This is a genomic window from Cryobacterium adonitolivorans, from assembly GCF_004402695.1.
GTDB classification, from domain to species: domain Bacteria; phylum Actinomycetota; class Actinomycetes; order Actinomycetales; family Microbacteriaceae; genus Cryobacterium; species Cryobacterium adonitolivorans.
The window spans coordinates 1-26,128 of the sequence record NZ_SOFL01000015.1 but is presented as its reverse complement, the minus strand read 5'-3'; the positions used below and the strand labels follow the sequence as shown (position 1 = coordinate 26,128).

Here is a 26,128-nt window from a genome sequence, read left to right as displayed (position 1 = left end):
GCTAGCGGGCTACGAGCGTGCGCAGCGTGCTGAGCGCCTCGGGGATCAGGTCCACCTTCGTGCCGCCGCCCTGGGCCAGGTCGTCCTTGCCGCCGCCGCCGCCGCCGAGGATGCCGGCGAGCTGCTTGGCGAGTGCGCCGGCCTTCTGCCCGGCATCACGGGCAGCTGCGTTGGTCGCCACGATCACGACGGGCTTGTCGCCGACGGTCGCCGCGAGGGCGACGACGGCGGGGTCGTCGCCCAGCCGTTCCCGGGTGCCGGTCACCAGCATCCGCACGTCGTCTGCGGAGTTCAGGGTGCCGAGGTCCTCGGCAACCACCGTGAGGTCGCCGATCCGGCCGGCCTGGGCGACGAGGGCGGGAACCCGGTCGCTCAGGGCGCGGGCCTCGAACGATGCGATCTTCTTCTCGGCCGCCTTCAGGCTCTGCATGAGGTCCATGATCTTGGCGGGAAGCTGCTCACGCGGCGTCTTGAGGTTGCTGGTGAGCTGGGACACGATGGCCCGCTCGGCGGCGAGATCGCGGAAAGCCTCGAGCCCGACGAGGGATTCGACGCGCCGGTTGGTCGAGCCGACCGAGGCCTCGCTGACGAGGTTGATCATGCCGATCTCGGCGCTGGACGCCACGTGGGTGCCCGCGCAGAGTTCGCGCGACCAGGGGCCGCCGATGTCGACAACGCGCACGGTCTCGCCGTACTTCTCGCCGAACAAGGCCATTGCGCCAAGCGCCTTGGCCTCGGCCAGCGGCAGTTCGCGGGTGCTCACCTCAAGGTTGTCACGGATGGCGTTGTTGGAGATCTCTTCGATCTCGCTGCGCGTCGCCGGCGACAGGGCCTGGTTCCAGGAGAAGTCCAGGCGGAAGAAGCCGGCCTTGTTGTATGAGCCGGACTGGTGGGCGTTCGGCCCGAGCACCTGGCGCAGGGCCGCGTGCAGGATGTGGGTGCCGGAGTGCGCCTGGCGGGCGCCGCGGCGCCAGTCAGGGTCGACGACGCTGGTCGCGGGGTCGCCCACGCCGACTTCGCCGGTGGTGACCTGCACCTTGTGGCTGATCAGGCCCTTGACGGGCTTCTGCACGTCGAGAACCTCGAGTTCGTAGCCGGGGCCAACGATGAGGCCGGCGTCGGCCTCCTGACCGCCGGACTCGGCGTACAGGGCGGTCTCGGCGAGGATGACCTCGGCGATGTCACCGGCCACCGCACGGTTCACAGAGGCGCCGTCGACGATCAGGCCCAGGACGCTGGACTCGGTCTGCAGCATGTCGTAGCCGGTGAACACAGTCTCGCCGTGAGCGCGGTACGCGCTGTACACGGAGAGGTCGGCCAAGTGGGTCTTCTTGGCCCTGGCGTCGGCCTTAGCCATGGCGCGCTGCTTGGCCATCAGAGTGTCGAACGCCTCGCGGTTGACGCTGAGGCCCGCCTCCTCGGCCATTTCGAGGGTGATCTCGATGGGGAAGCCGTAGGTGTCGTGCAGCAGGAACGCGGTATCGCCGGGCAGTTCGACCTTCTGGGCGCTCTTGGTCTTGGCCACGGCGAGATCCAGCACGCTCGACCCGCTGGCAAGGGTGCGCAGGAAGGTCTCTTCCTCAGCGTACGCGGCCTGGCTGATCCGGTCGAAGTCGGTGGCGACCTCGGGGTAGGCAGAGCTCATGGCGTCGCGGGAGGCCGGGAACAGTTCGGTGAACGAGGCGGCGTCCACCCCGAGCAACCGCATGGCGCGGACGCTTCGGCGCATCAGGCGGCGCAGGATGTAGCCGCGGCCCTCGTTGGACGGCATGACGCCGTCGCTCATCAGCATCAGCGAGGAGCGCACGTGGTCGGCGACGATGCGCATCCGCACGTCGTCCTCGTGCACGGCGCCGTAACGGCGGCCGGAGAGGGCCGCGGCACGATCGAGGACCGGGCGCACCTGGTCGATCTCGTACATGTTCTCGACGCCCTGCTTGAGGAACGCGACGCGCTCCAGGCCCATGCCGGTGTCGATGTTCTTCTTGGGCAGGTCGCCGAGGATCTGGAAGTCGTTCTTGCCGGTGCCCTCGCCGCGGAGGTACTGCATGAAGACGAGGTTCCAGATCTCCACGTAACGGTCGTCGTCGGTGGCGGGACCGCCGTCGATGCCGAATGCGGGGCCGCGGTCGAAAAAGATCTCGCTGCACGGGCCGGCAGGGCCGGGCTGGCCGGTGGACCAGTAGTTGGTGTCCATGCCGAGGCGCTGGATGCGGTGCTCCGGCAGGCCGAGCGCGCGCCAGTAACCGAACGCCTCGTCGTCGTTCTCGTAAACCGTGACCCAGAGGTCCTTCTCCAGGAAGCCGTATCCGCCGTCGGACTCGCTCGAGGTGAGCAGCTCCCAGGCGTAGCTGATCGCCTGCTCCTTGAAGTAGTCGCCAAACGAGAAGTTGCCGCTCATCTGGAAGAAGGTACCGTGCCGCGGCGTCTTGCCGACCTCTTCGATGTCGTTGGTGCGGATGCACTTCTGCACGCTGGTGGCCCGGGGGAACGGGGCGGGCACCAGACCGGTGAGATAGGGCACGAACGGCACCATGCCGGCCACGGTGAAGAGGAGGGAGGGGTCATCGCTCACGAGCGACGCCGACGGGACAACGGTGTGTCCACGGTCGGCGAAGAAGTCGAGCCAGCGCCCGCGAATGTCGGCAGTCTGCATGGGGTCCGTACTGTTACAGGATCGAAAAATCCGACCGGGAGAATTGCGGTGGAAAGGGGAAAGCGTTTAGGGCTTGGACAGCTCTTCGATGGTCTCTTCTGCCTCGCCGAGTGCGGCGTGCAGTTCGGCTTCGCGCTTGCGGTAGCCCTCGGAGATGGCCTCTCCGAACTCCCGAGTCTTCGCGTCGAGGTCGGTGAAGAACCGCTTGCCCTGCTGGGTCTTGTTCACCTCGTGGGCGGCAACGAATCCGATTCCGACGCCGACGACTAACCAGATGAAATTCTTCATGGCACGTGCTCCCTGAGTTTGAGGAATGGGTGGCTGTTGGGCCGGGGCACCCGCTGGTACAGCGGGCCGAGGTCCTGGCAGTCTGCTTTCCAGCGTAGTGGACTTACTTCGCGCCGCGACGGGGCCTGGCCGCCAGGAAGGCCGCCCGGACACCGGCGGAGAATCCGGCAAGCTTGATCAGCGGACCGCCGACGGTGGCCGCGAACAGTGCAACCATCGCGGACACGTTTCCGGTGACCTCGGCCACGTTGGTGGTGATCGTGTCAATCGCGGCCAGCTGGTGGTTGGTCTGGGCAACGGTGCTCGTCGTCTCCTCCAGCAGCGGGGTCACGTTGTGGCTGAGGTCACGGATGGCGAGGGTGGTCTCGTCGAACACCCGGCCCAGCTTGATCAACGGGATGGCGAGGAACGCCACCAGAACGGCGAAAACGCCAGCGGCAATCAGGCCGGCGATATCTCCACCAGTCATTCGGCACCATCCATTTCGATTCGGCGGAACAGGCACATCACAATAATGCAAAACAAAAAGGGCGGATCACCTAGGTGATCCGCCCTCAAGCGTAGTTCAGTTCCGTTGCGGCAGGCCGCGCCGGAGGCGACTAGCGTGCTGCGTAGTACTCGACGACGAGCTGGACTTCACAGGTCACGGGGATCTCGACGCGCTTCGGGGCGCGCACGAGGCGGGCCTGCAGCTTGTCGAGTTCGACCTCGAGATACGGCGGGAGCTTGGGCAGCAGGTCGACGTGACCGCCGGCCGCGGCAACCTGGAAGGGCTCGGTGCCCTCGCTCTTGGCCTTGACGTGGATGAGCTGACCCGGCTTCACGCGGAAGGAGGGACGGTCGACCAGCTGGCCGTCGACGAGGATGTGGCGGTGCACAACCATCTGACGGGCCTGGGCGGTGGTGCGAGCAATGGCCGAACGCACGAGGAGCGCGTCGAGACGGGTCTCGAGGATCTCGACGAGGTTTTCACCGGTCAGGCCCTGGCGGCGACGCGCTTCTTCGAAGGCGATCTTGAGCTGGGCTTCGCGGATGCCGTACTGGGCACGTAAGCGCTGCTTTTCGCGCAGACGCACGGCATAGTCCGAATCGGTCTTGCGCTTGGTGCGGCCGTGCTCGCCCGGAGCGTAAGGACGCTTCTCGAGGTACTTGGCGGCCTTCGGGGTCAGGGCGATGCCCAGGGCCCGCGAGAGGCGGGTCTTGCTACGGGTACGTGACTTGGTAGACACAGTGTCCTTTCGGATGGATCTGAAAAATGGATACCAGGGCGCCGGTGTCCGACGGCAGAAGCCGGGAACAGCACGGATCTGAGAACCGCACAGGCGTCATGGGAGATCAGAGGGGTGGGTGCCACGGGCCGCCCGGCTACAGGGCGAATCCACTCCAACGTCGGTTTCGTACGCAGCCGCATGACGAAACCGGTTGTAGGCGAGGTCAAGGCTAGCACACGGGGTCCCCGTGCCTACTGTCCGCGGATGATCTTGCGCAGCTTGGCCAGGCGCGCGGACACGTCGCGTTCGTTGCCGTGTTCGGTCGGTGTGTAGTACTGCTTTTGGCGGAGTTCAGTGGGCAGGTAGTCCTGCTGGAGGACGCCGAGCGCATCGTCGTGCGGGTACTTGTAGCCCTTTCCGTGGCCGAGGCGTTTGGCGCCGGGATAGTGCGCGTCGCGGAGGTGCTTGGGCACCCGGCCGGTGTTGCCGTTGCGCACGTCGGCGATGGCGGCGTCCAGCGCCATGTACGCGGCATTGGACTTGGGCGCGCAGGCCAGGTGCACGACGGCCTGGGCCAGCGGGATGCGACCCTCCGGCATGCCGATGTACTGCACCGCGTCGGCGGCGGCGATGGCGATCACCAGGGATTGCGGGTCGGCCATGCCGATGTCTTCGGAGGCGAGCACGATGATCCGCCGGCAGATGAAGCGGGGGTCTTCACCGGCCTCGATCATCCGGGCCAGGTAGTGCAGGGACGCATCGACGTCGGAGCCGCGCACCGACTTGATGAAGGCACTGATCACGTCGTAGTGCTCGTCGCCGTTGCGGTCGTAACGCAGCAGCGCCCGGTCGACCGCGAGCGACACGATCTCGGTCGTGATGACCGGCTTCTCGCCGTCGACGACCTCGGTCGTCGCGGCGGACACCGAGGCGGCCTCTAGCGCCGTGAGGGCCCTGCGGGCATCCCCCGATGCGAGCCGGATGATCGCCCCGCGAGCCTCGGGATCGAGCACGAACCTGTCGGCCAGGCCACGCAGGTCGGTGACGGCGCGGTCCACGACCGTACCGAGGTCGTCGTCGCTGAGGGTCTCCAGGGTGAGCAGAAGCGACCGGGACAACAGCGGCGAAATCACCGAGAACGACGGGTTCTCGGTCGTCGCTGCCACGAGGATGATGATGCCGTTCTCCACCCCGGGCAGCAGGGCATCCTGCTGGGCCTTGCTGAACCGGTGGATCTCGTCGAGGAACAGCACCGTGGACAGTCCATAGAGGTCCCGACTGGTGCGGGCCTCCTCCATCACCTGGCGCACGTCGCGCACCCCGGCGGACACGGCGGACAGCTCGACGAACCGGCGCCCCGAACTGTGCGCGATGGTCTGGGCCAGAGTGGTCTTGCCGGTTCCCGGCGGGCCCCACAGGATGACCGACACCGAGCCCTGCTCACCGGACTTGTCGTTGGCGAGGCTCACCAGCGGCGACCCCGGGGTCAGCAGGTGGCGCTGGCCGGCGACCTCGGCCAGGCTCTTGGGGCGCATGCGCACCGCGAGCGGCGTCGCGCCGGTACGGAGGCCTGGTTGGACGGAAGACATGGTTCCAGCGTAGTTTGTGCCGCCGACGCCAATTTTTCCCGCCGCCCCCGCATGCGTAGAGTTCACAGTGACCCGGGCCATGATGCCCGACAAGCCCGATTTCCCGCCGCAGGCGGCACCTGGAGGATTACCGTGGCACCGAACACCAAACAGGAACGCGAAGCCCGCGGCCGGGCTCGCGCGTATCAGGCCCGCAAGGCCGTGAACGAGCACCAGGTCAAGCGGCGCGTGCGCGACAACATCGTTGCCGGCAGCGTTCTTGTGGTCGCTCTGGTCGTGCTCGTCGGCGCCCAGCTGTTTTACTTCGGCGGCGGCCCCGGCACCCCAGAGCCCAGCGCGTCCGGTTCGGCGACGCCCGAACCCACGGCCGCCACCCCCGCTGCGGGCGCGAACTCCGGCGCTGTCCCCGACAGCGCTCTGGCGGAAGGCCGCACCTGGACCGGCACCCTCACTCTCAACGGCATTCCCCTGGGCGTCGAACTTGACGGCGCGGCGGCCCCGCAGGCCGTGTCATCGACCATCAGCCTCGCGCAGTCCGGCTTTTACGACAATCTGAGCTGCCACCGGCTCACCACCGGCGGTTTCTCGGTGCTGCAGTGCGGCGACCCCGACGGTGACGGCACTGGCGGACCTGGCTACAGCTACGGGCCCATCGAGAATGCGCCGGCCGACAATGTCTACCCGGCCGGCACTCTGGCCATGGCCAGGGCCGGCGGCGACGGCTACAGCACGGGCAGCCAGTTCTTCCTCGTCTACGCAGACACCACCATCCCCGCCGACGACGCCGGCGGCTACACGGTCATCGGCTCGGTCACCTCCGGGCTCGACCAGGTTGTCAACCAGATCGCCGCCGGCGGTGTCGCGGACGGCTCAGCCGACGGCGCACCCCTGATTCCGACCACCATCTCCTCGTTCTCCGTGCAGTAGAACTGCTGGAGAAAACGGTCCGGTACCACCAGTTCGGTCGTTTCCGCTGAACGATGGGCACGCTTGCAATAGGCTTGTGCGCGTATTGGCTTGTGCCAGTACTGGCTCGTTCAGGGATTCGCCCGCTGCAGTGCTGAATTGCACGGGGAATCAACCAGATCATTAAGGTGAGGCTCTTGACTACGACAGATCAGCAACCATGGGGTCGCGTAGACGAAACCGGCACGGTTTACGTGCGCGAAGCAGACGGCGAACGCGCTGTCGGCCAGTATCCCGACGCGACACCGGAAGAGGCACTGGCCTACTTCGAACGTAAGTACGTGGAGCTGAACGGACAGGTCACCCTGCTCGAACAGCGCGCGAAGGGAGGAGCCCCGGCCGCGGATATCGCCAAGTCGGTCGCGAACCTGTCGAAGTCTGTGGCGACGGCCAACGCCGTCGGCAACCTCGCCGTCCTCGCTGAGCGCCTCGGCGCCCTGGGCGGTACGGTCACCGAGCTCACCGAGCAGCAGAGCGTCGAGGCCAAGGCCGCCGGCGCTGCGGCCCTCGCCGAACGGGCCGCCATCGTCGAAGAGGCCGAACGCCTCGCCGCCGAGGACCCGGCCAAGACGCAGTGGAAGCAGACCAGCGCAGCGCTGGACGCGCTCTTCGCCAAGTGGCAGGCCCACCAGCACGACGCCCCGCGCATCCCCAAGGGCGAAGCGAACGAGCTCTGGAAGCGATTCCGTGCCGCCCGCACCACCATCGAACAGAACCGTAAGGCGTTCTTCGCCGAGCTCGACAGCGCCCACAAGGACGTGCGCAACCGCAAGCAGCAGCTCATCGAAAAGGCCGAGGCGCTCGCGCCCCAGGGTGCCGACGGCATCCCCGCCTACCGCAACCTGCTCGAGGACTGGAAGTCCGCAGGCCGCTCCGGCAAGAAGCAGGACGACGCCATGTGGGCCAAGTTCAAGGCCGCAGGCGATGTGCTCTACTCGGTGAAGTCCGAGATCGACGCGCAGGACAACGAGGAGTTCGCCGGCAACCTGGTCGTCAAGCTCGAACTGCTCACCGAAGCCGAGACCCTGCTCACCGAAACGGACCGGGTCAAGGCCCGCGAGCTGCTCAGTTCGGTGCAGCGCCGCTGGGACGCTGTCGGCAAGGTCCCCCGCGACCAGGTCAAGCCCGTCGAGGAGCGCATGCGCAAGGTGGAAGCCGCCGTGCGGAAGCTCGACGACGACCACTGGAAGCGCAACAACCCCGAGACCAAGGCCCGCGCCGAAGGCCTCGCCGGTCAGCTGCACGACGCGATCGCCAAGCTCGAGGCCGAGCTGGCCGCCGCGCAGGAGACCAAGGACGCGCGCAAGATCAAGGACGCGACCGAGGCGCTCGAGACCCGCAAGGCCTGGCTGAAGGCCATCGGCCAGTAGCGAGTCGTACCGCGCAGCGAGAAGTGCACATGGAAAACGGGATCGGAATCTGTCCACAGATTCCCGGTCCCGTTTCGGCGGGTGCCGACGGCTCCGCAGGCTGGAGTCATGTCTCCCCTTCTCCCAGCCGCGCTCACCCCGGCCGACCTGCCCTTGGCCGAACTGAACTGTGCCCGCCTCGACGGTGAGCTGTTCCCGCTTGCCGGGGCCTGGTGCCCCGTCGACGCGCACGACGGTCCGGAGACCCGGGCCGGGGCGCTGGCCTCGATCTCACCGAGCCGGGCCGTCGCCGAGCGGATGACCGCGGCCTGGATCTACGGCCTCGCGGCCGAGCCGGACTTTCATCAGTTCTGCGTCGACGTGAGCGCGCGCACCCGCAAACCCAACGACACGACGACCCAGCTGCGCGAGGTGCGCCTCGGCCGGGACGACGCGAGGGCGCTGGGACGGCAGCTCGTCACCACTCCCCTGCGGACCGCGATCGACCTGGCCCGCTGGGGTCGCACCCCCGGGTGCCCCGCAGACACCGCGCTGTTGGCGGCGCTGCTGGCCTACGACGGAACAGACGATCCACGCTCCGGCTCGCTGGGGCTGGCCGTTCAGCGGGGAATCTCGTTCAGCAAGGTCGCGGCCGCCCAGTTATCGGAGGCACGCCGGCTGAACCTCAGCCGTCGCTGACCCTGTAGACGTCGTAGACGGCGTCGATGCGGCGCACCGCGTTCAGCACCCGGTCGAGGTGGGTGGTGTCGCCCATCTCGAACACGAAGCGGCTGATGGCAAGCCGGTCGCTGGAGGTGTGCACGGTCGCCGAGAGGATGTTGACGTGGTGCTCGGACAGCACCCGGGTGACGTCGGAGAGCAGGCCGGACCGGTCAAGGGCCTCGATCTGAATCTGGACAAGGAACAGGCTCTTGGAGGTCGGCGCCCAGTCGACGTCGATCATCCGCTCGGGTTCCTTGAGCAGCTCCTGCACGTTGTGGCAGTCGAACTGGTGCACGGACACACCGGAGCCGCGGGTGATGAACCCGACAATCTTGTCGCCGGGAACCGGCGTGCAGCAGCGCGCCAGCTTGACGAGGATGTCGGGGGCGCCGCGCACCAGGATCCCGGAGTCGTTGTTGCGCAGCGTCTGGGTGCGGCCGTTCGGGGTGAACGGCAGGTCCGTCGCGTCGCTTTCCTCCACGCTCTGCAGCGTGGCCACGACCTTCTCCAGCACCGACTGCGTCGACACGTGGCCTTCGCCGACGGCGGCATACAACGCCGAGACGTCTTCGTAGCGCATGACGGCGGCGACCTCGGCGAACGAGTCCTGGTTCATCAGCTTCTGCAGCGGCAGGTTCTGCTTGCGCATGGCCCTGGCGATGGCGTCGCGGCCTTGTTCGATGGCCTCGTCGCGGCGTTCCTTGGTGAACCACTGGCGAATCTTGTTGCGCGCGCGGGGGCTCTTGACGAAGTTCAGCCAATCCTGGCTGGGACCAGAGTCCGGGTTCTTGGAGGTGAAGACCTCCACGACATCGCCGGTGCTGAGCGAGCTCTCCAGCGGCACGAGCCGGCCGTTGACCTTGGCGCCCATGGTGCGGTGGCCCACCTCGGTGTGCACGGCGTACGCGAAGTCCACCGGGGTGGCGTCGGCGGGCAGGCCGATCACGCGCCCCTTGGGCGTGAAGACGTAGACCTCCTTGGCGCCGATCTCGTAGCGCAGGGAATCGAGGAACTCGTTCGGGTCGGCCGTTTCGGCCTGCCAGTCGGAGATATGGGCCAGCCAGGCCATGTCGGTGTCGCTCTGCGGGCCCGGGCCGGAGCTCTTGCCGTTGACCTGCTCCTTGTACTTCCAGTGCGAGGCGACGCCGTACTCGGCGCGCTCGTGCATGTCCTGGGTACGGATCTGGATCTCAACGGGGCGTCCGCTCGGGCCGAGAACCGTGGTGTGCAGTGACTGGTACAGGTTGAACTTGGGGGTGGCGATGTAGTCCTTGAACCGGCCGGGCAGCGGTGTCCAGCGCGCGTGGATGGCACCGAGCACCGCGTAACAGTCGCGCACCGAATTCACCAGGACTCGGATCCCGACGAGGTCGTAGATCTCGTCGAACTCGCGGCCGCGTACGACCATCTTCTGGTAGATCGAGTAATACTGCTTGGGCCGGCCGGCCACCTTGCCGCGGATGCGCGCGGCCTTGAGATCGTCATTGATCGCGTCGATGACGTACTGCACGAACTCCTCGCGCTGCGGGGTGCGCTGCTTGACGAGGCTTTCGATCTCGGCGTACAGCTTCGGGTACAGCACCCCGAAGGAGAGGTCTTCGAGCTCCCACTTGATGGTCTGGATTCCCAGGCGGTGGGCCAGCGGGGCGTAGATCTCGAGGGTCTCGGTGGCCTTGCGGCTCGCTGACTCGGCCGGCACGAAGCCCCAGGTGCGGGCGTTGTGCAGGCGGTCGGCAAGCTTGATGATGAGCACCCGGATGTCCTTGGACATCGCGACGATCATCTTGCGAACGGTCTCGGCCTGGGTGCTGTCGCCGTACTTCACCTTGTCGAGCTTGGTGACGCCGTCCACTAGCATGGTGATCTCGTCACCGAAATCGGCCCGCAACGCATCCAGGGTGTAGTCGGTGTCCTCGACGGTGTCGTGCAACAGGGCCGCGGCCACGGTCTTGGGACCGATCCCGAGGTCGGCCAGGATCTGGGCGACCGCGACGGGATGGGTGATGTACGGCTCGCCGCTGCGGCGTTTCTGGCCCTCGTGGGCCCGCTCGGCGGCCGCGTACGCCCGTTCAATGATCGACAGGTCCACCTTGGGATGGTGGGTGCGCACGGTCTTCAGCAGTGTGTCGACGGCGCCGACGGGCTGAGCCCTGGAGAAGATGCGGGGCACCAGGCGACGCAGTGACGCGGCGGATGGCGTGGTGGTTTCTGTCATCTCGTTACCTCACTCCCTGGCGCCAATTATCCCTGTACTAACGGATAAACGGTAACCCGAGGGATGCGGTCGAATATTCCCGGGCAGACCGGCTCACGCGGAAACGTCCGCGGGGGTCGCATCCGTGCCGGCGACAGGCAAGGTACCGGTGGCCTTGGCTCTGAGGGCGAGAGCCTTCTTGTCGCGCTTGCGAATCTCCGGCTCGTTCTCGCGCAGCTGAGCATAGAGCGGCGCAGCGATGAAGATCGTGGAGTAGGTGCCCACCAGCATACCGATCAGCAGGGCCAGGGAGATGTCCTGCAGGGTCCCCGCACCCAGCACGAACGCACCGATGACGAGGATCGAGGCGACGGGGAGGACGGCCACGATCGACGTGTTGATCGAGCGCACCAGGGTCTGGTTGACCGCGAGGTTGACCGAGCCAGCAAACGTGCGCCGGGATTCGGGACCGTCTTCCATGGTGTTCTCGCGGATCTTGTCGAACACCACAACGGTGTCGTACAGCGAGTAGCCCAGGATCGTGAGGAAGCCGATTACGGCCGCCGGAGTGATCTCGAAGCCGGTGATGCCGTAGAAACCCGCCGTGATCACGAGGTCGTGCAACAGAGCCACCATGGCAGCCACGGCCATCTTCCAGGTGCGGAAGTACAGAGCCATTACCGCTCCGGCGAGAACCAGGAAGGTGAGCAGGGCGCGGATGGCGGAACCGGTGATGTCCTGACCCCAGGACGGGCCGATGAACGAGGACGTCACCTGGGCAGCGTCGACGCTGTATGCGGTGGCCAGAGCGGCGCGTACCTCCCGGCTCTCGGTGTCACTGAGCTGGTCGGTCTGTACCCGGATGCTGTCGCTGCCGACGACGGACACCTTCGGGACGGCTTCGGGCACCACGTCGGTGACCGCAGTGGCTGCCGCGTCCTGGTCCTCAGTGGAGATCTCGGACAGCACGAACTCGGAGCCTCCGGTGAACTCGATGCCGAAGGTGAAGCCGCCGCGGAGGACCGGGCCGAGGATCGCGATCAGGATCATGACCGCTGCGATGGAATACCAGACCTTGCGGCGTCCGACGATGTTGTAGGAAAGCTTGCCCGTGTGCAGATCGTTGCCGAACTGGTTGAAGCTGGCCATTAGGAATCCTTCCCGTCGGTCGACTTACTGGAGCCGGAACCGACGAGCTCAGCCGCCTTGCGTTCGGCGATGGTCTGGCGCTTCGCGGCCTCCTTGCTTGAGGACGTGGCCTTGCGTGAGGCCACCTCGGCGGAGGGCTGGAACTGGGCGCGGCCGCGGTAGACGGCACCGAGGGCCCGCGGGTCGAGCCCGCTGAGCGTGTGCCCCTCGCCGAAGAACTTGGTGCGGGCGAGCAGCTGCAGCACCGGGTGGGTGAACAGCGCCACGACCAGGAGGTCCACCAGTGTGGTCAGTCCCAGGGTCAGGGCGAAACCACGCACGTTGCCGACGGCCAGGATGAACAGCACGGCGGCGGCGAGGAAGTTGACCGTGTCGGAGGCGATGATGGTGCGGATGGCGCGGCGCCAACCGGCTTCGACCGACGACACCAGCCCCCTGCCGTCGCGCAGCTCGTCGCGCACTCGCTCGAAGTACACGATGAAGGAGTCAGCGGTGATACCGATGGCCACGATGAGGCCGGCCACACCGGCCAGCGACAGCCGGTAGCCCTCCCGCCAGGAGAGCAGGGTGATCAGGAAGTAAGTGATCACGCCCGCAACGGCGAGCGATGCCACCGTCACCAGCCCCAGGAGCCGGTACTGGGCCAGGGAGTAGAGCACCACGAGTATCAGGCCGATGAGGCCGGCGATCAGGCCGCTCTGCAGCTGGGTCGAACCGAGGGTGGCCGAGATGGTGTCCTGGCTCTGCACGGTGAAGCTGATCGGCAGGGCGCCGAACTTCAGCTGGTCCGCGAGGGCCTTGGACGTGTCCTGGTCGAACGAGCCGGTGATCTGGGGCTTGCCGTCGGTGATCACGGCCAGCGTGCGCGGTGCGGAGATGACGCTGCCGTCCAGCACGATGGCGAACTGGTTCTGCGCGCCCTCGAGGCCGCTGAGGCGGGTCGTGACGTCGGCGAACGACTTGGTGCCGGTGCCGTCGAAGACGATGTTGACGGCCCATTCGCCGGTGGTGGCGCCGCTCTGCGTGGTGACCTGGCCGTTGGTGGCGTCGGAGATGTTCTCGCCGCTCACCTCGACCGGGCCGAGGATGTACTTGACCGACCCATCGGTCTCGCAGGTGATCAGGGGCTGATCGGCCGGTGCGACGTTGCTGGTGTCGATGTCGCTGCACTGGAACGAATCGAACTCCGCCTGCAGGGCGGGGGTGATGTTGTTCAGGTCGCTCGCGTCGGTGGGGGCGACAGCCGGCGTCTCAGCGGCTGGATCTGCCGCGGCATCCGTTGCCGGCGCGGTGGCCTCATCAGTGGCGCCGGGCGTGGGCGTCGCGGTAGAGCCGTCGGCGCCGACACTGTCTTCGGTGGGCGCTGAGGCCACCAGGACCGGGCGGAACTCGAGCTTGGCCGAGGACTCGATGCGGTTCAGGGTGGCGTCGTCCGGGGTTCCGGGAATCGAGACGACAATGTTCTGTCCACCCTGGGTGTTGATCTCCGATTCGGAGACACCCGAGGAGTCGATGCGCTGGCGGATGATCGACACAGCCTGGTTGAGCTGCTCGGACGAGACGGTCTGGCCGGACTCGAGCTTGGGCGCCAGGATGATCTGGGTGCCACCCTCGAGGTCCAGCGCCAGCTTCGGCGTCCACGACCCCCCGCCGGTGAGAACGCCGGCTCCGTTCAGAGCGATGAGACCGACGATGATCAGGCCAAGCCAGGTCAGGGAGCGCCAGGCCTTCTTGGTCGGAGACGACTTAGCCACCTATTGAACTCAGCTTTCTTTGCTCGTGCCCGCGCCCGAGGGTGCGTAGCCGGAGTGGGTGTGTTACGCGTCGCCCTGTTTGGGTTCGGTGTTGTTGTCGGGCGCGACCTCATCGGTCCTGGGCTCGAATTCTGTGCGCTGGCCGTACTCGGGCTCGCCGACGACGGCCGGGGTGCCGGCGTCGCCGTCAGCGGTCTCATCGAGGACGACGTCGTCGCCGGCAACGGTGGGCTCGACGACGCGAGCGATCGTCTGGCGGTGGATCTGCACGATGGTGCCGGGTGCGATCTCCAGGGCGACCTTGTTCTCTTCCTCATCGATCGACACAATGGTGCCGTAGAGGCCGAAGTTGGTCATCACGTCTGCGCCGGCCACCATCTTCGACTGCAGGGCCAAGGTGTCCTTCTGGCGCTTGCGGCCATTGCGAAACATGAAGAACACGAGCAACGCCAGAACGGCGAGCATGACAAGAGTCAACGGATCCATAGAACTGTGAAACCTTCCCGTGCGAGCGTGGTGTCGCGACGAAGTTTTTTGTGTGCGTGGCTGTTTTTGTGTGCGTGGCTGGGGGGAGCCGGTCGGAGGTACGTGCCTGACCAGCTTGAATTATAGAACATCCAAGGTGAGCGCAGCCTGAGGATTACTCAAGCCGAAATGCCGCCACGCTGCGGAAGTGGCAACCCGCCCACGCGGGGTACGCGTGAGGAAGCCTATCCGTACCAGGAAGGGCTCGACGACCGATTCGATGGTTTCGGGCTCCTCCCCCACCGAGACGGCCAGCGTATTGAGCCCAACCGGTCCACCCCCAAACCGGGTGAGGACGATGTTCATGACCTCGCGGTCGAGCCTGTCGAGTCCGATTTGATCGACATCGTAGAGTTCCAGGGCCGCGTGAACGGCCGCCAGATCCGCGTCTCCGCCGTGCACGAGCGCGTAGTCGCGCACCCGGCGCAACAGCCGGTTGGCGATTCGTGGGGTCCCCCGGCACCGGCCGGCGATCTCGGCGATGGCTTCCCGGTCGATGACCAGCCCGAGCAGGCGGGCAGCGCGCACCAGCACGAGTTCGAGTTCGGCGTCGGCGTAGAACTCGAGGTGGGCCGTGAATCCGAATCTGTCGCGCAGAGGGTTCGGCAGCATTCCCGAGCGTGTCGTGGCGCCGACCAGTGTGAACGGGGCCAGGTCCAGCGGCACCGACGTGGCGCCGGCGCCCTTGCCGACCATGATGTCGATGCGGAAGTCTTCCATCGCCAGGTAGAGCATCTCTTCGGCGGAGCGGGCCATCCGGTGGATCTCGTCGATGAAGAGCACCTCGCCGGGCACGAGGGAGGACAGGACGGCGGCCAGGTCACCGGCGTGCTGGATGGCGGGGCCGCTGGACATGCGCAGCGGCCGGTTGCCCTCGTAGGCGATGATCATGGCGAGGGTCGTCTTGCCCAGGCCGGGCGGGCCGGCCAGCAGGATGTGGTCGGGGGTGCGCTGTTGCATGGCCGCCGCGGTCAGCAGCAGCTGCAGCTGGCCGCGCACCTTCTGTTGGCCGACGAACTCGGTGAGGCTCTTGGGGCGCAGGGCGCCCTCGAAGGCCAGCTCCGCGTCGCCCTCGAGAGCCGGATTGGTCAGGTCGACGCCGGGATCCTGGGTCATCAGCGACGCTCCGCCGCGTTGGCAGCGCCGGCGTGCTGCGCCGGGCCGAGCCGGGCCAGCGCCAGGCGCAGCACAGCCCCGACCCCGGCTTCCTCTGCGTCGAACTCGGCGGTGCTGCCGGCCAGGATCTCCTCAACGGCCTGGGCGGCGACCCGCTCAGACCAGCCGAGGCCGATCAGGGCCGCCTGCACGCTGGCTCCGACGGTGGCCGTGGCGACGCCGGCGCGTCCGGGGGTCGCGGCGGCGCTGGTGACAGCGACCTTGCCGATCAGGGACAGCACAATGAGCTTGGCGGTCTTCGGTCCGATCCCGCTGACCTTGCGGAACACCGCATCGTCTTCGGCGTTGACGGCGATGGCGATCTGGTTGGGGGTGAGCACGGCGAGCACGCCGAGCGCGGACTTGGGACCAACGCCGGTGACACCGACGAGAAGCTCGAACACGGCGAGTTCTTCGGCGCTGGGGAAGCCGTAGAGGGTCAGGGAGTCTTCACGAACGATCAGGGTGGTGGCGAGGCGGGTTTCGATGCCGACCCTGGCGGCCAGGGCCGTCGACGGGGTGACCTGGAGGGCCAGTCCGACTCCGCCGACCTCGATCACGACGGTTGAGCCCAGGGCTGAAAGGACTGGGCCACGCACTGAAGAGATCACCTAGCCAGCCTACGGTGCGCCGCCGACGCTGCAGCCGTCGACCCCGGCGCGTTGCCGCGCTCGGCGTCGCGCCAGGCCTTCTGCGCCGGGGTGAGCGCACCGGGCGTGAGCGTGGGGGTGGACCTGGTGCCCGCGGCGACCGTACCGCTGGTGGGGAGCACCCCGCCGGCGGCGCCGGTGCGCCACGCGTGGCAGATGGCCAGTGCGAGGGCGTCGGCGGCATCGGCCGGTTTCGGGATCTCGGCGAGTCCCAGCACCCGGGCGACCATGGTGCCGACCTGCTTCTTGTCCGCGGCGCCGTAACCCGTGATCGCGGCCTTGACCTCGCTCGGGGTGTGCTGCGTCACCGTCAGGCCGCGCTTGGCGGCGAGCATGAGGGCCACCCCGCTGATCTGGGCGGTGCCCATCACCGTGCTCACGTTCTGTTGCGCGAAGACGCGCTCGATGGCCACGAAGTGTGGCTGGTGCCGGTCGAGGAGCTCTTCGAGGCCCTCACTGATCAGCAGCAGGCGGCGTTCGAGGGGCAGGTCTGGTGAGCTGCGCAGTACCTGCACGTCGACCAGGGTCGCCGAACGGTTCGCTGCGACGTCGACGATCCCGACGCCGCAGCGGGTCAGGCCCGGGTCGATGCCCAGCACCCTGACCGTCATCGGTGGGCTATTCGCTGTCTGCTTCGAGCTCGGCCTGGACCGCGGCCGAGACGTCGTAGTTGCTGTAGATGTTCTGCACGTCGTCGAGTTCCTCGAGGGCGTCGATGAGCCTGAACACCTTGCGGGCGGTCTCGGCGTCGACCTCGATCTTGAGCTGCGGGACGAAGGCGATGTCGGCGGAGTCATAGTCGATGCCGGCCGTCTGCAGGGCGGTGCGGGTGGCGACGAGGTCGTGGGCCTCGCTGAAGACCTCGAACTTGTCGCCGTCATCGATGACTTCCTCGGCTCCGGCGTCGAGCACCGCAGCGAGAACGTCGTCTTCGGTGACGTCGTTGCCTTTGGGAACCACGACGATGCCCTTGCGGTGGAAGTTATAAGCGACGCTGCCCGGGTCGGCCATGTTGCCGCCGTTGCGGCTGACCGTGGTGCGCACCTCGGCGGCGGCACGGTTCTTGTTGTCGGTGAGGCACTCGATCATGATGGCGACACCGTTGGCGGCGTAGCCCTCGTACATGATCGTGGTGTAGTCGACGGCTTCACCGGAGAGGCCGGCGCCGCGCTTGACGGCGCGGTCGATGTTGTCGTTGGGGACCGAGGTCTTCTTCGCCTTCTGGATGGCGTCGACGAGCGTCGGGTTGCCCGAGAGGTCGGCGCCGCCCATGCGGGCGGCCACCTCGATGTTCTTGATCAGCTTGGCGAACGCCTTCGCCCGACGCGAGTCGGTGACAGCCTTCTGGTGCTTGGTGGTCGCCCACTTGGAATGCCCGGACATGAATCTCCCGATTGTCGCTAAATCGTATTGTCGCTTACGCGTGCGACGCGCTTCCTGCGTCGTCTGCTGGCACCGCGATCGGGTGACCGCTCAGTGCCCTCCCAGTGTAGCTCGGGCGCCCGCGAGCCGTCCCTCGGCTCACCGGGCTGGACGTACCGGGCTGGACTCACCGTGCTGGCGGCACGGCGAGGATCTTGCGCAGCGTGCGCAGATTGCGGTTCGTGGTGCTCGATTTGAATCGCGCCTTGGCGCTGAGCGTGCTGAAGGGGCTCTTGATGCCCACCTCCCTGCGCACCTGCCAGTAGAGCAGGCTCTCGCCCGGCTGGACATTCTCGTCCAGAGGATCGAGCTTGGGTGCGGCCTGGACCAGCTCGTCGAGCACGGCAGGCTGTGAGGCGAACAGGATGTAGGAGTGCCAGCCGTCACGGTCGTCGAAAGGATAGGCGTCAACGGCCGCGGCGAGTTCGCCGCTGGTGAGCAGCACCACCCAGGCGTCGTAGCCGAACCGCTCCGACAGCGCCAGCTCCAGGTCGGTTTTGAGGGCGGCGACATCCGTCTGATCGCTCTCGAATACCACGTTGCCGCTGGCCAGGATGGTCGTCACTCCCGTGTGGCCGAGTGCGGCGACGGCCTCGGCCAGGTCGGCCATCTTTATGGTGATGCCGCCGACGTTGATGCCGCGCAGCAAGGCGATGTATCGAGTCATGCGTTGTGTCGAATCATGCGCTGTATCGAGTCATGCGCTATACCGGGTCATGCGCCCAGTCTGACGCAGGAGAGGCAGATCGGCCTAGCCGCGGAAGGCTGCCGAGCGCACCTTCTGCAGGAAGTACTCGTGGAAGCGGTACTCCCCCGTGATTTCCGGGTGGAACGACGTGCCGAGCAGGTTACCCTGTTCGACGGCCACGCACCGGCCGTCGGCGATTGTGGCGAGGGCTGTGGCCATCGGACCAACGCTCTCGACCACAGGGGCGCGGATGAAGACGGCGTGCACGGGAGCCTCGCCAAGCGCCGGCACCTCCAGATCGGTCTCGAACGAGGCCGTCTGGGAGCCGAAGGCATTGCGGCGCACGCTGATGTCGAGGCCGCCGATGCTCTGCTGCCCGCGGATGGCATCGAGCACGGTGTCGGCGAGCATGATCAGGCCGGCACAGGTCCCGTAGACCGGCATCCCGCGTTCGACAGCTGCCCGCAGGGGTTCGGCCAGGCCGAACATGCGGGTCAGCTTGTCCATCACGCTCGACTCGCCGCCCGGGATCACCAAGCCGGTGACACTGGCCAGTTCCTCCGGGCGGCGCACGAGGGTGACCTCACTGCCGAGTGAGCGCAGTACGTCGGCGTGCTCGCGAAAGTCGCCCTGAAGGGCGAGTACTCCAACGCTCATGAAGCGGGTGTTACCAACCGCGCTCTGAGAGACGGTGCGGGGCGGCGAGGTCGGACACGTTGATGCCGACCATCGCTTCGCCGAGGCCGCGCGATACATCCGCGATGATCTTGGCGTCGTCGTAGAAGGCGACGGCCTTGACAATGGCGTTGGCGCGTTCCTGCGGGTTGCCCGACTTGAAGATGCCAGAGCCCACAAACACGCCGTCGGCGCCGAGCTGCATCATCATGGCCGCGTCGGCCGGGGTGGCCACGCCGCCGGCGGTGAACAGCACGACGGGCAGCTTGCCGGTCGCGGCGATCTCGGCAACGAGCTCGTACGGCGCCTGAAGTTCTTTGGCGGCCACGTACAGCTCGTCCTTGGTGAGCGAGGACAGCCGGGCGATCTCGCCCTTGATGGTGCGGATGTGCTTGGTGGCCTCCGAGACGTCGCCGGTGCCGGCCTCGCCCTTGGAGCGGATCATCGCGGCGCCCTCGGTGATACGACGCAGCGCCTCACCCAGGTTCGTCGCGCCGCAGACGAAGGGGATCGTGAAGTTCCACTTGTCGATGTGGTTGACGTAGTCGGCCGGGCTGAGCACCTCGGACTCGTCGATGTAGTCGACCTCGAGGGCCTGCAGCACCTGCGCTTCAACGAAGTGGCCGATGCGGGCCTTGGCCATCACGGGGATGGAGACCTCGGCGCGGATGCTGTCGATCAGGTCGGGGTCGCTCATGCGGGCGACGCCACCCTGGGAGCGGATGTCGGCCGGGACGCGCTCGAGCGCCATGACGGCGACGGCGCCGGCGTCTTCGGCGATGCGGGCCTGCTCGGCGTTGACGACGTCCATGATGACGCCGCCCTTCAGCATCTCGGCGAGTCCGCGCTTGACGCGGCTCGAGCCGAACTGTGCGGCGCTGTCGACCTGCTCGGTGGAAGTGGTGTCAGTCATAGCTACGATTCTATTCCTTGCGTCTGGTGCCGCTGTTCGGGGCGAGGGGCACGGGTGATGAGATCTGGGTCAGGAGACGAGTGGTGCGGGGAGCCGTGCGAGCGAAGTCAGGCGGTGGAGACGGGCCATCCCTCTGCGACCTCTCGGCGCACCTCGCCCAGAAGTTTCGGGATCGCCTTGGTGCCGGCGATGATCGGGAAGAAGTTCGAGTCCAACGCCCACCGCGGAACGATGTGCTGGTGCAGGTGTTCGGCGATCCCGGCGCCCGCGATGCGGCCCTGGTTCATCCCGAGGTTGAACCCGTCGCAGCCCGAGGTGGCCTTGAGCACCCGCATGGCCACCTGGGTCAGGCTACCGATCTCGGCGACTTCCTCCGGGGTGGCTTCGTCATACGTCGCAACATGCCGGTATGGGCACACCAGCAGGTGGCCGCTGTTGTAGGGGAACAGGTTCAGCAGCACATAGGCGTACCTGCCGCGGGCCACGATAAGAGCCTTCTCGTCGTCCATCGACGGTGCGATGCAAAACGGGCAATCGTCGGGATGCGGCTGCTGACCGTCCTGAATGTAGACCATCCTGTGCGGCGTCCACAGCCGTTGGAAGGCATCCGGTACTGCGGCGAAGTCGCCGGAGTTCTCGACCTGGACTCCCTCGGCAAAATCTTGCGGGCTGCCGGACAGCCGGTCCCAGGGAGTGTCTCTCGGCGCGTCTTTCTCTGGATCTGCCGAAGTGGCGTCGGTCATCGTCAGGCCTGGTCCGCGCCGGCCGCAGCGACCGGGGCTCCGGCAGTGCCGCCCTCGATGAAGTCAGCTGTGCCGTGAACCTGCGCGCGGGTTTCGATCGAGGCGACGATGCGCCGGATGGCGTCGGCGACGGGAACACCGTTTTCCTGGGTGCCATCGCGGAAGCGGAAGCTGACCGCGCCATTGGCCTGGTCCTCGTCGCCGACGATGAGCTGGAAGGGGACCTTGGCCTTGGTGTGGTTGCGGATCTTCTTCTGCATGCGGTCGTCGGCGTGGTCGACCTCGGCACGCACGCCGTGGGCGCGGAGCTGGGCGATCACGTCGTCGAGGAACGGGCCGTACTGCTCGGAGATCGGGATGCCGACCACCTGCACCGGTGACAACCAGACCGGGAAGGCACCGGCGTAGTGCTCGGTGAGCACGGCGAAGAACCGCTCGATGGAACCGAACAGGGCACGGTGGATCATCACCGGTCGCTGGCGCGAACCGTCCGGCGCGGTGTACTCGAGTTCGAAGCGCTCAGGCAGGTTGAAGTCCAGCTGGATGGTGGACATCTGCCAGGTCCGGCCGATGGCGTCACGAGCCTGCACCGAGATCTTCGGGCCGTAGAACGCGGCTCCGCCCGGGTCGGCGACCAGTTCGAGACCGGACGCCGCGGCGACCTCGGCGAGGGTCTGGGTCGCTTCGTCCCACGCGTCGTCACTGCCGACGAACTTGACCGGATCCTTGGTCGAGAGTTCGAGGTAGTAGTCGTCGAGCCCGTAGTCCGCCAGCAGCTGAAGCACGAAGTTGAGGGTGCGGGTGAGCTCCTCTTTCATGCCCTCGCGGGTGGTGTAGATGTGGGCGTCGTCCTGGGTCATGCCGCGCACCCGGGTGAGGCCGTGCACCACGCCGGACTTCTCGTAGCGGTAGACGGTGCCGAACTCGAATAGGCGCATGGGCAGGTCGCGGTAGCTGCGGCCGCTGGCGCGGAAGATCAGGTTGTGGAACGGGCAGTTCATCGGCTTGAGGTAGTAGTCGACGCCCTGGCGGGTCACGTGGCCGTCGGCGTCGATCTCGGCGTCGAGCTTCATCGGCGGGAACATGCCGTCGGCATACCAGTCCAGGTGCCCGGAGGTCTCGAACAGGTTGGACTTGGTGATGTGCGGTGAGTAGACGAAGTCGTAGCCGGCTTCGGTGTGGCGCTTGCGGGAGTAGTTTTCCATCTCCTGGCGGATGATGCCGCCCTTGGGGTGGAAGACCGCCAGGCCGGAGCCGATCTCCTCGGGGAAGCTGAACAGGTCCAGCTCAGCGCCAAGCTTGCGGTGGTCGCGCTTGGCGGCCTCCTCCTGGCGGGCCTGGTAGGCGCGCAGTTCGTCCTTGGAGGGCCAGGCGGTGCCGTAGATGCGCTGCAGCTGCGGGTTCTTCTCCGAGCCGCGCCAGTAGGCGGCGGCCAGGCGGGTGAGCGAGTAGCCGTTGCCGATCATGCGGGTGTTGGGCAGGTGCGGACCGCGACAGAGGTCCTTCCACACGGTCTCGCCGGTCTTGGGGTCAACGTTGTCGTAGATGGTCAGCTCGGTGCCGCCGACCTCGACGGACTCGTTGTCGGCGGTCTCGGCTGCCCCGCCTTTGATGCCGATCAGCTCGAGCTTGTACGGCTCAGCGGCGAGTTCGGCGCGCGCCTCGTCGTCGGTCACGACGCGGCGCACGAAACGCTGGCCCTGGCGGATGATGCGGTCCATGGCCTTCTCGAGCGACTTGATGTCTTCGGGCGTGAAAGGTTCGGCCACGTCGAAGTCGTAGTAGAAACCGTCCGTGACGGGCGGGCCGATGCCCAGGCGCGCCGCGGGGTTCACGGTCTGCACAGCCTGAGCGAGCACGTGGGCGGCGGAGTGGCGCAGGATGTTGAGGCCGTCGGGCGAGTCGACGGTCACCGGGGTGACGTCATCCGTCTCGGTTACCGGAGTCGCGAGGTCCTTGAGCTCGCCGTTGACGCGCATTGCGACAACGGATCGGTCGGTGAATAGCTCAAAGCCGTCAGCCACGTGTATTTCTCCCTGTGTTTGCGTACCCGACAACTTTAGTGGAGTCGAGCAGGCGGGGATGCGGGCTCGGGTCGCGGGTCGTTCGAGTCCAGGGCTGAGCAGGAATCGTCGGCCTCGTGAGCGATCACAAAAAAACCCCGGTTCGAGAACCGGGGATTTGTCTGTGGGCGATACTGGGATCGAACCAGTGACCTCTTCCGTGTCAGGGAAGCGCGCTACCGCTGCGCCAATCGCCCAGGGCCGCGGATGGTGCTCGCGGGCTGGAGGTGGATACGGGATTCGAACCCGTGTAGACGGCTTTGCAGGCCGTTGCCTCGCCTCTCGGCCAATCCACCGTGTTCTTTAAAACCTGTACACCCAAAGAAAATCGGCCTCTCGGCCGATTCACTTCGAGCGGATGACGAGATTCGAACTCGCGACCCTCACCTTGGCAAGGTGATGCGCTACCACTGCGCCACATCCGCAACTGCTCGCATTTCTGCGTGCTTGGAAGACTCTACCGCATCCCGAAGGGCGCCAGCGCACATGACGTGCTAATCCGGCGCCCTGGGCCTGTCACGACAGATCACATGTTGTTCGACGTGGCGTTTGTGCGGCGGCCCCCTAATACGACGCCGAGCAGGATCATGCCGATACCGAGCCCCAAGTGCAGCCAGTTATCGGCGACGTTGAGCGGCACGAAGTTGATCGGAGCGTCCAAATCGATGAAGAGGCCGTAGAGCCATAGGACGAGATAGATGACTCCACCCCAGATCAGGTAATTGCGGGCAGTGCTCGCCTTACGTGCCAGGGCGATCCCGGCGACGCCGTACAACAGGTGTACCAGGTTGTGCAGGATCGAGACTTGGAAGAGGCCCAGGAGCAAGGCTTCCGACTCGTGACCAGCGAAGAGCATCTGGTCGAGGTTCGTGGTGATCCCAGGGACGAACCCCAGAATTCCCACGAGAACGAAGACGATACCGACACCCAGTGATGCTCGTTGTACGTTCGTTGCGGTCATGGTCGTAGTAGTGGTTTTGCCCGATGATGTTGACATGCCGTGTCCTCCACTTTCCTCGATGAGTGAGGCCGAGCACACCATTGCCGACGAGCCACTTTCGGTGGCGCCGAACCGGCTCCGGCGTTCGGACGGTTCCCATGTGCAACACAAGTTAGTCCCAGCCGGCCGATCATTCAAGCAGGAAACGACAAAACCCCCGGGGTTACCGGGGGTTTGTTCCTGTGGGCGATACTGGGATCGAACCAGTGACCTCTTCCGTGTCAGGGAAGCGCGCTACCGCTGCGCCAATCGCCCAGATCCTGCGAAGCGAGTCAAAAACTTCTCAGGCTGGAGGTGGATACGGGATTCGAACCCGTGTATACGGCTTTGCAGGCCGCTGCCTCGCCTCTCGGCCAATCCACCGTGCTTGTTTATCGCCGTATTTATACCAAAGAGAATCGGCCGTTCGGCCGATTCAATTCGAGCGGATGACGAGATTCGAACTCGCGACCCTCACCTTGGCAAGGTGATGCGCTACCACTGCGCCACATCCGCAACTGCCTGCATTTCTGCGTGCTTTGAAGACTCTAGCCGATAGTGCGATGCATATTCAAACCGAGCGATTGCAGCGTGTCGCGGCGTCTCGATGTGCGTTCAGACCCCGGTCTGGTCTAGTATCAAATGTCGCAGTCGAGAGGTTTTCGAGTGTGGTTCGGGCGATTGGCGCAGTTGGTAGCGCGCTTCCTTCACACGGAAGAGGTCGTGGGTTCGAGTCCCGCATCGCCCACCGAAAAAGCCCCCGGAAACCCCGGGGGTTTTGTCGTTAACCGGCCGTTGACACCGGCCGAAAGTGGCGCGACTCTCGTTCAGAGACACACTGGACGGCATATCGGGAGGCCCTGATGGCTGACTCCGCATTCGAACAGAAAGCACTCAGGAACAGACTCCGGGTGGCCGGCGGGCTCAGCGTCCTGGTCGGTCTGGGGTTCGGTCTGCCCGGGGTCTACGGCGCACTCGCGGCGTGGCCGTCCCGTCGCGCTGCCGTGCCGGTCTGGTTCTACGGCGTCGCGCTACGGCGTTGCGCTACGACCGAGCGGTTACTGGCGTCGAGGCGAACAGCACCCTGTCGCTGGCCACGAGGTCGTCGAGTGTCAACACCCTGTCGAGGTCGTGCCCGGCGGCCACGGCCAGGGCGAGTTGATCATCGCTTTGGGGAGCGAGCCTGCCCTCCATGAATCCACCGAGCGCCCGAATTGCGCAGGCGGTGAGCACACCCTCTGGTGTGCCGCCGATTCCCATGGCCAGGTCGATACGCCCGCCGGGTGTGGCTGCGTCGATCGCGGCGGACACGTCGCCCTCCCCCGCAAGCACGACCTGCGCGCCGAACCCGAGCAGTTCGGCCACCAGGCTCGCGTGCCGCGGCTTGTCGAGCACGGCCACGGTGATCTCGGTCACCGGCTTCCCGAGCACCTCAGCCAGCCGGCGCACGTTCTCGCTCGGGGTGGCGCGGAGATTGAGAACACCGCGGGCAGGTGCCGAGGAAATGAGCTTGTCCATGTAGAAGACGTCCCGGGGATCAAAGAGGGTGCCGCGCGGGGCGAGTGCGATGACGCACACCGATCCGGGCAGGCCTTCCTGCACGAGCCGTGTGCCGTCGAGCGGGTCAACGGCGATATCGCAGGCCGGTCCCTGCCCGGAGCCGAGCTCCTCTCCGTTGGCCAGCATCGGGGCTTCGTCCTTCTCGCCCTCGCCGATCACCACGTACCCGGCGAACGGCGCCGGCAACAGTTCACCCCTCATTGCGGCGACCGCAGCGGCGTCCGCCGCGTTCTTGTCGCCGCGGCCGAACCAGCCGCCGGCTGCCAGCGCCGCCGCGACTGTCGCCGCGCGCACCGCATCGACGAGCTCGGCTGAATAGTGCTCGCCACCGAGAACGATGCTGGTGATGGTGCCCGACCTCGGGCCTGTGCTCGGTATGGCGGCGTCGGCCGTCGTGTTGCTGCTCATGGGAGTCGATGGTACCCGCCGAGCCGGGCCCTCCAGCCGGGATAGTGTCGACGGGTGATCAGAGAACACGCCATCCTGCCCGTGCGTCCCGGCCTCGAAGATGACTTCCTGACTGCTTTCCAAACAGCGCGGCCACTCATCGAATCGATACCCGGATTCCGTGGGCTCAGCCTTTCCCGGTCGATTGAGGACCCGTCGTCCTTCCTGCTACTGGTCGACTGGAAAAGACTCGAGGACCACACCCAGGGATTCAGGGGCTCCCCCGAATACGCCAAATGGAAGGAGCTGCTGCACAGGTTCTATTGCCCGTCCCCCGACGTGCAGCACTTCATCGCCGTGGCCTGATCCGGGTCGGCCGGTCCTCCACAAGGGGCCGGTCAGGGAACTCTTCCACACCTGGTTTTGCTGGGGCTGGAGTGTCGGTGGTCGGTGCGATTATCAAGGTATGAGCAGCCCAGCAGAGCAGTT

General features: G+C 66.4%; 24 protein-coding genes and 7 tRNA genes. 5 read left to right on the top strand and 26 right to left on the bottom strand.

Going from position 1 to position 26,128, the window contains the following annotated elements; all coding sequences use genetic code 11:
• Position 1: 1 nt before the first annotated feature.
• From alaS to E3O42_RS05355, 5 genes are all read right to left on the bottom strand, one after another.
• Positions 2-2,656, bottom strand: a complete 2,655-nt coding sequence (gene alaS, locus E3O42_RS05375; protein WP_134452955.1) for an alanine--tRNA ligase — start codon at positions 2,654-2,656, stop codon at positions 2-4.
• 66 nt (positions 2,657-2,722) lie between these two features.
• A complete protein-coding gene (locus E3O42_RS05370) occupies positions 2,723-2,944 on the bottom strand; it encodes a hypothetical protein (RefSeq protein WP_088456305.1) in 222 nt (73 codons plus the stop codon).
• Between the two features lie 103 nt (positions 2,945-3,047).
• Complete coding sequence (locus tag E3O42_RS05365) at positions 3,048-3,413, bottom strand: DUF948 domain-containing protein (RefSeq protein ID WP_134452954.1); 366 nt, start codon at positions 3,411-3,413, stop codon at positions 3,048-3,050.
• A gap of 130 nt (positions 3,414-3,543) precedes the next feature.
• Positions 3,544-4,173 carry a 30S ribosomal protein S4 gene (gene rpsD / locus E3O42_RS05360; RefSeq protein ID WP_134452953.1) on the bottom strand — a complete coding sequence of 210 codons (630 nt, stop codon included), beginning with the start codon at positions 4,171-4,173 and terminating at the stop codon, positions 3,544-3,546.
• A 233-nt stretch (positions 4,174-4,406) separates the two neighbouring features.
• A complete protein-coding gene (locus tag E3O42_RS05355; RefSeq protein WP_134452952.1) occupies positions 4,407-5,744 on the bottom strand; it encodes a replication-associated recombination protein A in 1,338 nt (445 codons plus the stop codon).
• 132 nt (positions 5,745-5,876) lie between these two features.
• On the opposite strand from E3O42_RS05355, the gene E3O42_RS05350 reads away from it, so the two are divergent.
• From E3O42_RS05350 to E3O42_RS05340, 3 genes are all read left to right on the top strand, one after another.
• Entirely contained in the window at positions 5,877-6,671 is a 795-nt protein-coding gene (locus tag E3O42_RS05350; RefSeq protein ID WP_134452951.1) for a peptidylprolyl isomerase, read from the top strand.
• A 176-nt stretch (positions 6,672-6,847) separates the two neighbouring features.
• Complete coding sequence (locus tag E3O42_RS05345; RefSeq protein WP_134452950.1) at positions 6,848-8,080, top strand: DUF349 domain-containing protein; 1,233 nt, start codon at positions 6,848-6,850, stop codon at positions 8,078-8,080.
• A gap of 108 nt (positions 8,081-8,188) precedes the next feature.
• Entirely contained in the window at positions 8,189-8,758 is a 570-nt protein-coding gene (locus tag E3O42_RS05340) for a hypothetical protein (RefSeq protein ID WP_134452949.1), read from the top strand.
• Here the strand turns inward: E3O42_RS05340 and E3O42_RS05335 are convergent.
• From E3O42_RS05335 to E3O42_RS05240, 20 genes are all read right to left on the bottom strand, one after another.
• The gene (locus E3O42_RS05335; protein WP_134452948.1) at positions 8,745-10,997 is read right to left on the bottom strand and encodes a RelA/SpoT family protein; all 2,253 of its coding nucleotides are present in this window, start codon (positions 10,995-10,997) and stop codon (positions 8,745-8,747) included. The two genes, E3O42_RS05340 and E3O42_RS05335, sit on opposite strands and share 14 nt — an antisense overlap.
• A 93-nt stretch (positions 10,998-11,090) precedes the next feature.
• The gene (secF, locus tag E3O42_RS05330) at positions 11,091-12,125 is read right to left on the bottom strand and encodes a protein translocase subunit SecF (protein ID WP_134452947.1); all 1,035 of its coding nucleotides are present in this window, start codon (positions 12,123-12,125) and stop codon (positions 11,091-11,093) included.
• Complete coding sequence (gene secD / locus E3O42_RS05325; RefSeq protein ID WP_134452946.1) at positions 12,125-13,879, bottom strand: protein translocase subunit SecD; 1,755 nt, start codon at positions 13,877-13,879, stop codon at positions 12,125-12,127. The genes secF and secD overlap by 1 nt, the downstream gene beginning before the upstream one ends.
• A gap of 63 nt (positions 13,880-13,942) precedes the next feature.
• Entirely contained in the window at positions 13,943-14,344 is a 402-nt protein-coding gene (yajC, locus tag E3O42_RS05320; RefSeq protein WP_241984651.1) for a preprotein translocase subunit YajC, read from the bottom strand.
• Positions 14,345-14,485: 141 nt separating this feature from the next.
• Entirely contained in the window at positions 14,486-15,520 is a 1,035-nt protein-coding gene (gene ruvB, locus E3O42_RS05315; protein ID WP_134452944.1) for a Holliday junction branch migration DNA helicase RuvB, read from the bottom strand.
• The gene (gene ruvA, locus E3O42_RS05310; protein WP_134452943.1) at positions 15,520-16,170 is read right to left on the bottom strand and encodes a Holliday junction branch migration protein RuvA; all 651 of its coding nucleotides are present in this window, start codon (positions 16,168-16,170) and stop codon (positions 15,520-15,522) included. The genes ruvB and ruvA overlap by 1 nt, the downstream gene beginning before the upstream one ends.
• A complete protein-coding gene (gene ruvC, locus E3O42_RS05305) occupies positions 16,167-16,820 on the bottom strand; it encodes a crossover junction endodeoxyribonuclease RuvC (protein WP_134452942.1) in 654 nt (217 codons plus the stop codon). Before ruvC ends, ruvA begins: the two co-directional genes overlap by 4 nt.
• Positions 16,821-16,827: 7 nt before the next feature.
• Positions 16,828-17,592: a YebC/PmpR family DNA-binding transcriptional regulator gene (locus E3O42_RS05300; protein WP_134452941.1), complete on the bottom strand. Its 765-nt coding sequence runs from the start codon at positions 17,590-17,592 to the stop codon at positions 16,828-16,830.
• Positions 17,593-17,758: 166 nt separating this feature from the next.
• Positions 17,759-18,298: a DUF1697 domain-containing protein gene (locus tag E3O42_RS05295; protein ID WP_134452940.1), complete on the bottom strand. Its 540-nt coding sequence runs from the start codon at positions 18,296-18,298 to the stop codon at positions 17,759-17,761.
• A gap of 84 nt (positions 18,299-18,382) precedes the next feature.
• Positions 18,383-18,976 (bottom strand): pyridoxal 5'-phosphate synthase glutaminase subunit PdxT, encoded by a 594-nt coding sequence (pdxT, locus tag E3O42_RS05290; protein ID WP_134452939.1) that lies wholly within the window; start codon positions 18,974-18,976, stop codon positions 18,383-18,385.
• Between the two features lie 10 nt (positions 18,977-18,986).
• Positions 18,987-19,907, bottom strand: a complete 921-nt coding sequence (gene pdxS, locus E3O42_RS05285; RefSeq protein ID WP_134452938.1) for a pyridoxal 5'-phosphate synthase lyase subunit PdxS — start codon at positions 19,905-19,907, stop codon at positions 18,987-18,989.
• 107 nt (positions 19,908-20,014) lie between these two features.
• Positions 20,015-20,650 (bottom strand): HIT family protein, encoded by a 636-nt coding sequence (locus E3O42_RS05280; protein WP_134452937.1) that lies wholly within the window; start codon positions 20,648-20,650, stop codon positions 20,015-20,017.
• 2 nt (positions 20,651-20,652) lie between these two features.
• Positions 20,653-22,629, bottom strand: a complete 1,977-nt coding sequence (gene thrS, locus E3O42_RS05275; RefSeq protein ID WP_241984654.1) for a threonine--tRNA ligase — start codon at positions 22,627-22,629, stop codon at positions 20,653-20,655.
• A gap of 209 nt (positions 22,630-22,838) precedes the next feature.
• Positions 22,839-22,910, bottom strand: a tRNA-Val gene (locus tag E3O42_RS05270).
• A gap of 25 nt (positions 22,911-22,935) precedes the next feature.
• Positions 22,936-23,009 (bottom strand) — tRNA-Cys (locus E3O42_RS05265).
• A gap of 57 nt (positions 23,010-23,066) precedes the next feature.
• Positions 23,067-23,138 (bottom strand) — tRNA-Gly (locus E3O42_RS05260).
• Positions 23,139-23,239: 101 nt separating this feature from the next.
• Positions 23,240-23,674 (bottom strand): DUF4383 domain-containing protein, encoded by a 435-nt coding sequence (locus E3O42_RS05255; protein WP_134452935.1) that lies wholly within the window; start codon positions 23,672-23,674, stop codon positions 23,240-23,242.
• A 222-nt stretch (positions 23,675-23,896) separates the two neighbouring features.
• Positions 23,897-23,968: transfer RNA gene (locus E3O42_RS05250), tRNA-Val, on the bottom strand.
• Positions 23,969-24,002: 34 nt separating this feature from the next.
• Positions 24,003-24,076, bottom strand: a tRNA-Cys gene (locus tag E3O42_RS05245).
• Positions 24,077-24,136: 60 nt separating this feature from the next.
• A tRNA-Gly gene (locus E3O42_RS05240) sits at positions 24,137-24,208 on the bottom strand.
• 159 nt (positions 24,209-24,367) lie between these two features.
• Between E3O42_RS05240 and E3O42_RS05235 the strand changes: the two genes are divergently transcribed.
• A tRNA-Val gene (locus E3O42_RS05235) sits at positions 24,368-24,440 on the top strand.
• 296 nt (positions 24,441-24,736) lie between these two features.
• Here E3O42_RS05235 and E3O42_RS05230 read toward each other — a convergent pair.
• Positions 24,737-25,660, bottom strand: a complete 924-nt coding sequence (locus E3O42_RS05230) for a fructose-bisphosphatase class II family protein (RefSeq protein WP_134452934.1) — start codon at positions 25,658-25,660, stop codon at positions 24,737-24,739.
• Positions 25,661-25,714: 54 nt separating this feature from the next.
• Between E3O42_RS05230 and E3O42_RS05225 the strand changes: the two genes are divergently transcribed.
• Positions 25,715-26,005 carry an antibiotic biosynthesis monooxygenase family protein gene (locus E3O42_RS05225; protein WP_134452933.1) on the top strand — a complete coding sequence of 97 codons (291 nt, stop codon included), beginning with the start codon at positions 25,715-25,717 and terminating at the stop codon, positions 26,003-26,005.
• Positions 26,006-26,128: the final 123 nt, after the last annotated feature.

Coding starts and splice junctions, on each gene's coding strand:
- alaS (WP_134452955.1), bottom strand. CDS start 2,656: ATGCAGACTGCCGACATTCGCGGGCGCTGGCTCGACTTCTTCGCCGAC.
- E3O42_RS05370 (WP_088456305.1), bottom strand. CDS start 2,944: ATGAAGAATTTCATCTGGTTAGTCGTCGGCGTCGGAATCGGATTCGTT.
- E3O42_RS05365 (WP_134452954.1), bottom strand. CDS start 3,413: ATGACTGGTGGAGATATCGCCGGCCTGATTGCCGCTGGCGTTTTCGCC.
- E3O42_RS05355 (WP_134452952.1), bottom strand. CDS start 5,744: ATGTCTTCCGTCCAACCAGGCCTCCGTACCGGCGCGACGCCGCTCGCG.
- E3O42_RS05340 (WP_134452949.1), top strand. CDS start 8,189: ATGTCTCCCCTTCTCCCAGCCGCGCTCACCCCGGCCGACCTGCCCTTG.
- E3O42_RS05335 (WP_134452948.1), bottom strand. CDS start 10,997: ATGACAGAAACCACCACGCCATCCGCCGCGTCACTGCGTCGCCTGGTG.
- secF (WP_134452947.1), bottom strand. CDS start 12,125: ATGGCCAGCTTCAACCAGTTCGGCAACGATCTGCACACGGGCAAGCTT.
- yajC (WP_241984651.1), bottom strand. CDS start 14,344: ATGCTCGCCGTTCTGGCGTTGCTCGTGTTCTTCATGTTTCGCAATGGC.
- ruvB (WP_134452944.1), bottom strand. CDS start 15,520: ATGACCCAGGATCCCGGCGTCGACCTGACCAATCCGGCTCTCGAGGGC.
- ruvC (WP_134452942.1), bottom strand. CDS start 16,820: ATGACGGTCAGGGTGCTGGGCATCGACCCGGGCCTGACCCGCTGCGGC.
- E3O42_RS05300 (WP_134452941.1), bottom strand. CDS start 17,592: ATGTCCGGGCATTCCAAGTGGGCGACCACCAAGCACCAGAAGGCTGTC.
- E3O42_RS05295 (WP_134452940.1), bottom strand. CDS start 18,298: ATGACTCGATACATCGCCTTGCTGCGCGGCATCAACGTCGGCGGCATC.
- pdxT (WP_134452939.1), bottom strand. CDS start 18,976: ATGAGCGTTGGAGTACTCGCCCTTCAGGGCGACTTTCGCGAGCACGCC.
- pdxS (WP_134452938.1), bottom strand. CDS start 19,907: ATGACTGACACCACTTCCACCGAGCAGGTCGACAGCGCCGCACAGTTC.
- E3O42_RS05280 (WP_134452937.1), bottom strand. CDS start 20,650: ATGACCGACGCCACTTCGGCAGATCCAGAGAAAGACGCGCCGAGAGAC.
- thrS (WP_241984654.1), bottom strand. CDS start 22,629: ATGCGCGTCAACGGCGAGCTCAAGGACCTCGCGACTCCGGTAACCGAG.
- E3O42_RS05255 (WP_134452935.1), bottom strand. CDS start 23,674: ATGACCGCAACGAACGTACAACGAGCATCACTGGGTGTCGGTATCGTC.
- E3O42_RS05230 (WP_134452934.1), bottom strand. CDS start 25,660: ATGAGCAGCAACACGACGGCCGACGCCGCCATACCGAGCACAGGCCCG.